General features: G+C 54.8%; 1 protein-coding gene. It reads left to right on the top strand.

Going from position 1 to position 345, the window contains the following annotated elements:
• Positions 1-345: IS5 family transposase (locus N6P30_RS24510; RefSeq protein WP_260630017.1), on the top strand; the 345-nt coding region annotated here is incomplete at both ends.

Genomic DNA, 345 nt, shown 5'->3' with positions numbered 1-345 from the left:
ATCAGTTTCAAAACGCCCACCCGGGGTGAAATCGCACACCTGGTAATTGATTCCACCGGGCTGAAGGTCTTCGGTGAAGGCGAGTGGAAAGTCAAAAAGCATGGTCAGGAACGCCGCCGTATCTGGCGTAAGCTGCATCTGGCAGTTGACAGCAACACACATGAAATCATCTGTGCAGACCTGTCGCTGAACAATGTGACGGACTCAGAAGCCTTCCCGGGTCTTATCCGGCAGACTCACAGAAAAATCAGGGCAGCCGCGGCAGACGGGGCTTACGATACCCGGCTCTGTCACGATGAACTGCGCCGCAAAAAAATCAGCGCGCTTATCCCACCCCGAAAAGGC

Source organism: Enterobacter sp. PL1, assembly GCF_945957325.1.
In the GTDB taxonomy this organism is placed as follows: Bacteria; Pseudomonadota; Gammaproteobacteria; order Enterobacterales; family Enterobacteriaceae; genus Enterobacter; species Enterobacter roggenkampii.
Note: the sequence above shows the minus strand (reverse complement) of the source record. Positions and strands in the feature narration are given on the sequence as shown.